Raw genomic sequence first — 8,447 nt, forward strand, 5'->3', positions numbered from 1 at the left:
AAGGCCCCAGACATTTCAATTGCTCCAGGGTCTTCGATGCTGACTACATTGGCAGGTATTCAGTTGCCCACTCGATATCGTGTTTTTTCAATGTTTCTGTCGTCGGGATGCCATTGTCCGTCCAGCCAGCCAGCTTGTAATACTGATCAATAGCGGTATCAAACTGGACCTGGTCGAGCGCAATTCCGGCTGTGGGGCCTTCGCCTTGCAGGGCTTTGAAGAATTTCTTGGGCAATTTATCGGCTTTGCGGTCAAGGCCTTCACGGGCGTTGAAGGTGCGTAGCAGGTTCAGTCGTCGGGAACCGACCGCCATCAACTCATCCACGGTCACGTCCCAGCCTGTCACGGCGCTAACTACTTCTGCGGTTTCTTGCGGGCCGTAGAGTGTCCAGCCGGGTCCCCAAACAAACTGGCACAATTCAACCGAGTCGAGCATTGAGAAAAAGACGTGCGTTTGGTAGGCGAAACGCACCTTTTCGTATCCAAGACTCAGCGGCTCCTGCGCTTCGTTCAAGCCCAGCAGAGCCAAGCGTTCCAGATACAGATCGGACGCGATGCCTTCTTCATACATCCAGTCATGTTCACTGGATTGATGGTCTGCGCCAAACGGGTTGACAGCGTAGATCAGACCTAGAGAGCGTTTGGCCTGCGGCATGTGCGCCGGAGCTTCCGCACCTTTAACCGTGATCAGGCACTCGTCTGCGCCGTTGCCCCAGATACTGGCAATGCGCTCGGAACCCTGCCCGAGCAATTTGCCAAATTCGCCTTCGCCGTTCAGCATCAGTTTGAGGGCAGCCAGCATGGCATCGGCATTGCCAAATTTCAGTTCCAGACCGCAAGTCTGCTCCTTGGTGACAATGCCTTTCTCAAAGCATTCCATCGCAAAGGCAATCGTTGCCCCGGCAGCAATCGTATCCGCACCGTATTCGTTGCACATCTGGTTCGCCAGGTTGGCCGCGGCCAGGTTGTCCACGCCGCAGTAGGAGCCGAAGGTGCCGAGCGTTTCATATTCAGCACCACCGTAATGCGGATCGACCTTGTATGGGCCATCGGTGATCTCGACCACGCGCTTACAGCGCACTACACAGGCGTAGCAGGTTTCGCGCCCTTGTTTGTCTTGTTTGCCTTCCGCCACACCTTTCAGCACCGTGTCGTACATGGTTTCGCCGCTGATGGCTTCAGCGCCTTCGAAGGTGCCTTCGTTGTAGTTGTAGGTCGGAAGCGTGCCCATCGAATGCTGTGGCATGACTACGCTGGCTGTGCCGTATTTTGCCAGCCCTTCCATGTCGGGATTTGCAATCAGTTCCTTAGGTCCCATACGGTTAAGCACCGTCAGCGCTTTCTGGTCGGCAACTACAGGCTTGGAGGTGCCGCGCACGGCTACCGCACGCAAATTCTTGGATGCCATCACTGCACCCATGCCTGTGCGCCCATTATGGCGATTAGACATGGAAACCAGCGATGAAAACAGAACCCCATTCTCAGCCGCCGGGCCATGTTGTAGGACTTCGATCTTGGCGTCGCCCAGTTCCTGACGTATAGTTGCTTCCGCTTCCCTCGTTAGCTTGCCAGTCAGACCCGAGGCATCACGCAGTTCTGCCACGCCATCCTTGATCCACAGGTAAACTGGTTTTGATGATTTACCTTTTATGACGATGCCGTCCAAGCCCGCGAACTTGAGTTCGGCGGGGAAGAAACCGCCGCCCTGCGAATCGCCGATTCCACCGCTCAGTGGGGATTTGGCATTAGCATTGATTCGGCTCTGACCTGAAATTGCCGCGCCAGTGGTCACACCGGTGAACAGGGTTAGGATATTCTCCGGGCTGAGCGCGTCTACACCTTGGGGTATGTCGCGCAAAATATAGACCATCCCCATTGCTGAACCGCCCATGTAATGGCGATAGAATGTCTCAGGTGGGGTCTCGATTTCAAATTTGCCGTTGCTTAGGTCAACGTGCAGAATTTTTCCAGTATATCCGTAAGGCATGGGGTCCTCCTCACAAGAGAAAAGCGGATGTCAAAGAAACTTTGCAAAAGATAAGAGCAAGACTTACGATGAATAATTCAATAATTCCAAAACGAGTAAGATCGAAAAAATATCCGATTTTGGTGATGTGAATCAAGCGCGAGACGTTGACTTGTCAGCCAGTGGACGCAAAACTTTTCCCAGATTCAGTTCAACGTCCCGCGCGTATCGTTATCGTGTCAAACGGTTAATTTCCGCCTTTGACCTCTGTCCAAATCTGGTCATAGAGCGGAGTCGCCTCGCCAACATCTTCCATGAAGAAGCCGTTCGCCAGTGCTTCGGGTGGGGTGTTGGTAATCGGCGAGTTGATGTAGATATCGTATAATTCGGTTTGGTTGGCTTTGGAGTATTCCAGGGCGGCAGCGTTGGGGACGGTGTAGGGGAAGTCGCGCAACATCATCCAGAACATATTGCCCTGCTCAATATAATTGACCCAGGCGTAAACGGCGTCCAAGTGCGGGGCGCCAGCCGGGATGGCCCAGTTATCCTGCCATAGTATGGTGCCCTCGCTGGGAAAGACATACTCGAATCCGGGGTCTTCCTGCTGAGCAGTGAAAGCCTCTCCGTTCCAGACGTTGCCCAGGTCTACGTCACCTGCAATCAAAGCGGTCTTGGGGCTGTCGCTATCGAAGAGTTTGACGTTGGGGATCAGTTCCATTAATTTTTGTTTGGCTTCTTCTAATTGCGCAGGGTCTGTGGCGTTGAGGTCGTACCCCAGTGTTAGCAGAGTGAAACCGATCACCACGCGGGGATCATCGAGAAGCACCAGGCGTCCGGCGTACTCGGGGTTCCATAGATCTTCCCAGGATGTCGGTGGGGTGGGGACCCGGTCAACACTGTAGATGATGGCATCGGTGCCGGACATGTAGGGGATAGTGTACCGGTTGCCGGGATCAAAGGGCAGGTCCTTATAACCTGGATCAATATTCCCCAACATCGCCAGTTGAGCCTGATCCCATTCCTGAAGCATATCCTGATCGATCATCAGAGAGATAATATAATCGGTGGGCAAAATCAGATCATAGGTCGTGGCTCCGGCGGAGAGTTTTGCGTACATCTCCTCGTTGCTGGAATACTCATCGTGGTTTATTTTGATGTCGTAAACCATCTCGAAGCATTCCTTCCACTCGACGGGGATGTACTCCGTCCACACAAAGAGATTTAATTCTTTCGATGTGACCTCGACGCGCGGTTCTGGCTGTGGGCAAACGAAACCTGAACTGGTAACAAGTTGCCCTTCTTCGTCCTTGGCAGGTGCTCCGCTGCCACAGGCTGCCAGCAACATGCTAAATACTGTTAATGTTGCCAGCACTTTCCAGAGAGTTGTGTTTTTCATTTCTACCTCCATATTAATAGGCGAATAAGATGCGAACTGTAATTGCAAACTTCACAGATCAGACTGGCGTTCTGAACCGCGAGTTGTCAATCTAACCTAATACGCTTGCCTGCTCTGCAAACGCTGGGTGAGGAAAACGGCGACAAAAATAATTAGAATCCAGACTGCTGAGAGGGCGTTAACCTGCGGCGTCACGATTCGTCGCAGTAACCCATAAACATAGATCGGCAGCGTGGAGGCGCCGGGTCCAGTGGTGAAGAACGTGATCACAAAATCGTCCAAAGAGAGAGTAAAAGCTAGTAGTGCGCCGGAGAGTACGCCTGGCATAATCGTTGGCAGGGTGACACGCCAAAAGGTAACTAGCTCGTTAGCGCCCAAATCCATAGCGGCTTCTTCGATGGACTGATCGAAACCATGCAGGCGAGCCCGTACCACCAAAGCCACAAAAGGAACGCTGAAAGCAATATGCGAGACGATTACTGTGGTCAAGCCCAAGGTGAGCTGGCTATCGCCGATCAAGCTCAGGGCACTGTTTAATAGAGTGAACAACTGACTGAACAAGACCAGAATGCCGATTCCCATCACAATTTCTGGGATAACGATGGGAATATATAACGATACTTCTGAAAAAGTTCTCAGCTTGAATTTGTAACGCTGCAAGGCTATTGCGGCGAAGGTACCGATGATCGTGGAAGTGAGTGTCGAAATTAAGGCGATGGTCAGCGTGTTGCGGGTGGCATTCCGCACTTCCACGTTCTTTGCCAGTTCACAGAACCAGTGGAAGGGACCACAAGGACTCTGAATGACATTCCCTGAAACAATTTCAGTCGGTCCGACTTGAGTGATAAAACCTTCAAAGAGAATATTGGTTTTCGATGAATTAAAAGCGAATAGAAATAAAACCACTATTGGCATATAAAGGAAGAAATACACCAGAGCAGTGGAAACAACAACCAGGGGGGAACGGCGATGAGGATTCATACGACTACAATCTCCTCGCTGAATCCAAATTTACGCGTGTAAAAATAGGTCACGATCAGCGTCATGGTCATCAAAATGATCGAAGCGGCCGAACCAAAGGTCGGATCACGAGCAATTAGGAATTGATTCTGGATCAGGTTACCGATCAACACGATCTGCCGTCCACCCAGCAAGTCCGAGACGATGAAAGTACCCATAACTGGTATGAAAACCAGAATTGTTCCGGAGACTACTCCTGGCATGGAGAGGGGCAAGGTCATGCGCAGGAAGGTTCGGAAAGGAGATGCCCCCAAGTCTGCCGATGCTTCGTACCAGGAAAGGTCAATTTTCTCCAGAGATGTGTAGAGCGGCAAAATCATAAAGGGCAAGAACTCGTAAACCATGCCCACGAGTACTGCTCCTTGCGTATAAAGCATCTCCAGGGGCGTAAAATGAAATCCAACCAAACCTGCCAACCAGCCAAGCGCACCGTTGATTACGCCTTGAGTACGCAGCAACATCATCCAGGCGTAGACACGGATGACGAAATTGGTCCACATCGGCACTAAAATCAAGAAGAGGAAGGTGTTGCGCTTTTTGAGTGGGGCACGAGCAATGAAATAAGCCAAGGGGTAAGCCATCAAAATCGCTAAAACAGTAGTATTGAAAGCTAAACTCAGTGAACGTGAAAGGATTTTTGCATAGATCGGATCGAAGCAAATGGACTCCCCGCCAGCGCATTCGGTGCGAATTCCGAAAAGGCGTACATAGTTATGGAATGAGAAACCGTAGATTACAGTTCCGTCTGGGGCACGACTTCCAAAGCTGATGACTAACGTGAGCAAGAGAGGGACAATCAGCAGCCCTATCATGAAGAGCAAAGTTGGAGAGATCAGGATTGTGCCTTGAAAGGATTTATCTTCGCGCAGTTTTCGCAACATGGTAGCCTCTCTATCCTAAATGCAGCACGAGCGCATTTTCGGGCATCACGACCACCCAAACCTGCTCCCCGCGCTCATAATAGGCTTCCGGGTCGAGGGTGGAAATTTTATTCTGCTCCCAAACTTTGAGTGACACGCCACCTAAATCGACGAATACGCGCGTGTCTGAGCCAATATAAGCAATGTTCAACACTTTTCCACTGAAGCAGTTCCCCATCTTGGCTTTGTTTTCGATGATGCGGGTTTTCTCCGGGCGCAGCGATACAACCACCTGTTCGCCAATTCTTACGGGTGAAGCCTTGGTACCAACCAGTTCATCCTTCAATCTTGGAATATAAACAGTGACTCTATCTCCATCGATAGCGCGCACCTCCCCGTCGAGGAAGTTGGTCTCGCCGATGAAGTCAGCTACAAAACGACAATTGGGGCGCTCATAAATCTCGACCGGCTTGCCGACTTGCAGCACGACCCCTCCGTCCATCACAGCGATACGGTCAGACATCGTTAAGGCTTCCTCTTGGTCGTGGGTCACATACACAAAGGTGATACCAACTTCCTGTTGGAGGGCTTTGAGTTCCAGTTGCATTTCCTTGCGTAACTTCAAATCGAGCGCGCCCAATGGCTCATCCAGTAACAATACCTTTGGACGTTTGACCAGCGAGCGTGCCAGGGCAACTCGTTGTCGTTGCCCGCCAGAGAGCTGTGTGGGGTTACGCCGCTCCATGCCGGTCAGCTTGACCATCTCCAGCGCCTCGCCAACTCGGCGTTTAATCTCCTGTTTGGGTGTTTTCTCCATTTCGAGTCCAAAAGCCACGTTCTCGGCCACAGACATGTGCGGGAAGAGGGCGTAGCTCTGAAAGACAGTGTTTACTGGTCGCAAATAGGGTGGTCGGTGTCCCATAGGTTCTCCCTCGATATAGATTTCGCCCGAGGTTGGCCACTCGAAACCGGCAATCGTCCGCAAGGATGTAGTTTTTCCGCAACCTGACGGACCTAGCATGGAGAAAAACTCGCCGTTCTTGATTTGCATGGTGACGTGGTTGACAGCAAAGACCTCCCCCCCCTCGGGAGTGGGAAATTTCTTGACTACATCGCGCAGTTCAACACTAAATTCGCTCATCTTGACTCCAATGATTTGAATATTGTCATAACGATCTGATCCGTTACTACATAGAATCACTTACATCTTTCTCTTGTCACACGCTCTTTATTAAAGTTAATTTGTATATCAACATAAAATTATAGAGTTTTGCCTATATCCGCCAGCACATCTGACAGGCGGTTTAATACTTCGTCAATTTGGGCATATTTAATGATTAGTGGGGGCTCGACACGGATGGTCTGCGCGCTGGTCAATGTGCCAGCCACCAGAACGCCGCGCTTGAACAATTCCGACGCGACTTTGTAACCGCTCTCGGGACTTTTGAAGTGCATCCCGATCAGTAGACCCTTGCCGGTGATTTTGTCAAATAGTTGCGGATACTTCTCTGCCAACGCTTCGAGTTTCGGGATGAGATACGCACCCTTTTCAGCAGCCTGCTCCCAGAGACGATCACGGAGAGTGACATTAATGGATGCAATCGCCGCGGAGCATGCCAGCGCACCGCCACCGGTTGTGGTAGTGTGCATAAACGGATTGGGATACATCATCGGCTGAAAAATTTCTTCGGTGGTAGTCACCGCGCTGACGGGCATCACGCCCCCACCAAGAGATTTGGCAACGGCAATTATGTCTGGCACTACGTTCCAATGATCAACGCCCCACAGCTTCCCCGTCCGACCAAGCCCGGTCTGCACTTCGTCCGCGATCAGGAGCGTGCCGTAGTGTTGGGTTGCTTGGCGTACGCGCGGCCAGAAATCATCGGGAGGGACGATTGCCCCGGCTTCACCCTGGATCGGTTCCAGCAAAACACCAGCCACGCCGATGCCGATCTGGTCACAAATTTCCAATTGGCGTTCGACGGCTTCAGCATCACCAAAGGGAACGTGATAGACTGGTCCGCCGTACAATGCGCCCATCGGTTGGCGGTAATCGGCTTTCCCCAACATGGAGAGTGATCCCATTGTTTTGCCGTGAAAGGCTTTGACGGTTGAGATAAAAGCGGGTTTCTGCGTGTAGAGTTTAGCGATTTTTATGGCAGCTTCGATGGCTTCCGTGCCGCTGGCTGCAAACCAACTGTATTTTAAATTCCCAGGCGTAATATCAGCCATGATACGCGCCAGAACGCCACGTAACGGATCGATCAACTCTTGACTGGGCATCGGTGAGCGCGCCAACTGAGCGCGTACTGCCGCAACGACGTCTGGGTGGCACCAGCCATGGTTCATCATGCCGTAGCCTCCCAAGCAATCGAGATACTCGCGCCCAAGTACATCTTTGAAAATCGCACCGGAGCCAGCCCATTCGACTGCTGCCCAGTCACCGGCTTCTGTTACAGACTTGCGATATTCCAGCCAGTTCCTGTTAAAGTGCTCAGCAAAGTTGTCTTTGGATTCACCAATAATCCATCTGGCTTGAACATCGTCAACGGATTTCTGGGAGATGATTTCCAGCCATTGATTTGAGTAGGAAAGGGCGTTGTCGACAGATTGCGGCATGATGATCGCTCCAGAGATTGAAGATACTAACGTTTTTACAGAATCTTAGTGGGCACACAAGACACAGGGCGAGAAAGGCGAGTTATTCATTTTCATCTCCCACTGCTCTATCAGGAATACGCCATTGATAAATATCTTTAAGGATATTTGGAACAATTGCTGTAACTGTTTTTCTAACGCCAGGCACTTTTCGTACGACTTCAGTCACAAATCGATAAATTTCCGCAGCATCTTTGGCAACCACCTGGATACTTACGTCGGTCTCACCCATGGAGCAGGCTACATAAGTTACGTTTTCGTTTTCGGCCATTTTATTGGCCACTTCGAGAATTTTATCTGCTTCTACTTCTATCCAGACATCGGCATATGTATCCAGTCCAAATGCCTGCGGGCTGATAATCGCACTGACGCAGATAATTTCTTTTTTCACCATACGCTCAATGCGATAGCGAACTGCACGCTCGGAAATATCACCGATTTGACGGGCAATCTCCGCTGCAGACTTACGTCCATCTTCGAGGAGCATATTGACGATACTTATATCAACCTTGTCGATTTTATACATAAATTATAATTAAATCTCCGA

7 protein-coding genes are annotated in these 8,447 nt (G+C 50.9%); all 7 read right to left on the reverse strand.

All coding sequences use genetic code 11. From position 1 onward, the window contains the following. Window positions 1-43: 43 nt before the first annotated feature. Window positions 44-1,987 carry an aldehyde ferredoxin oxidoreductase family protein gene (locus AC3DOM_RS12955; RefSeq protein ID WP_487919469.1) on the reverse strand — a complete coding sequence of 648 codons (1,944 nt, stop codon included), beginning with the start codon at window positions 1,985-1,987 and terminating at the stop codon, window positions 44-46. Between the two features lie 226 nt (window positions 1,988-2,213). Beyond that, window positions 2,214-3,362 (reverse strand): ABC transporter substrate-binding protein, encoded by a 1,149-nt coding sequence (locus tag AC3DOM_RS12960; RefSeq protein WP_487919470.1) that lies wholly within the window; start codon window positions 3,360-3,362, stop codon window positions 2,214-2,216. 96 nt (window positions 3,363-3,458) lie between these two features. Beyond that, the gene (locus AC3DOM_RS12965) at window positions 3,459-4,343 is read right to left on the reverse strand and encodes an ABC transporter permease (protein WP_487919471.1); all 885 of its coding nucleotides are present in this window, start codon (window positions 4,341-4,343) and stop codon (window positions 3,459-3,461) included. Then, a complete protein-coding gene (locus tag AC3DOM_RS12970; RefSeq protein ID WP_487919472.1) occupies window positions 4,340-5,263 on the reverse strand; it encodes an ABC transporter permease in 924 nt (307 codons plus the stop codon). Before AC3DOM_RS12970 ends, AC3DOM_RS12965 begins: the two co-directional genes overlap by 4 nt. A gap of 10 nt (window positions 5,264-5,273) precedes the next feature. Continuing rightward, window positions 5,274-6,383, reverse strand: coding sequence for an ABC transporter ATP-binding protein (locus tag AC3DOM_RS12975; protein WP_487919473.1), 1,110 nt, complete (start codon window positions 6,381-6,383; stop codon window positions 5,274-5,276). Window positions 6,384-6,502: 119 nt separating this feature from the next. Beyond that, a complete protein-coding gene (locus AC3DOM_RS12980; protein WP_487919474.1) occupies window positions 6,503-7,861 on the reverse strand; it encodes an aminotransferase class III-fold pyridoxal phosphate-dependent enzyme in 1,359 nt (452 codons plus the stop codon). Between the two features lie 82 nt (window positions 7,862-7,943). Continuing rightward, window positions 7,944-8,426 (reverse strand): Lrp/AsnC family transcriptional regulator, encoded by a 483-nt coding sequence (locus AC3DOM_RS12985; protein ID WP_487919475.1) that lies wholly within the window; start codon window positions 8,424-8,426, stop codon window positions 7,944-7,946. Window positions 8,427-8,447 lie beyond the last annotated feature (21 nt).

The sequence above is a fragment of the Candidatus Desulfolinea nitratireducens genome, from assembly GCF_982879505.1.

What these genes read in the sequence shown, in the direction of transcription:
- AC3DOM_RS12955 (WP_487919469.1), bottom strand. Translation starts at nt 1,987, where the DNA reads ATGCCTTACGGATATACTGGAAAAATTCTGCACGTTGACCTAAGCAAC.
- AC3DOM_RS12960 (WP_487919470.1), bottom strand. Translation starts at nt 3,362, where the DNA reads ATGAAAAACACAACTCTCTGGAAAGTGCTGGCAACATTAACAGTATTT.
- AC3DOM_RS12965 (WP_487919471.1), bottom strand. Translation starts at nt 4,343, where the DNA reads ATGAATCCTCATCGCCGTTCCCCCCTGGTTGTTGTTTCCACTGCTCTG.
- AC3DOM_RS12970 (WP_487919472.1), bottom strand. Translation starts at nt 5,263, where the DNA reads ATGTTGCGAAAACTGCGCGAAGATAAATCCTTTCAAGGCACAATCCTG.
- AC3DOM_RS12975 (WP_487919473.1), bottom strand. Translation starts at nt 6,383, where the DNA reads ATGAGCGAATTTAGTGTTGAACTGCGCGATGTAGTCAAGAAATTTCCC.
- AC3DOM_RS12980 (WP_487919474.1), bottom strand. Translation starts at nt 7,861, where the DNA reads ATGCCGCAATCTGTCGACAACGCCCTTTCCTACTCAAATCAATGGCTG.
- AC3DOM_RS12985 (WP_487919475.1), bottom strand. Translation starts at nt 8,426, where the DNA reads ATGTATAAAATCGACAAGGTTGATATAAGTATCGTCAATATGCTCCTC.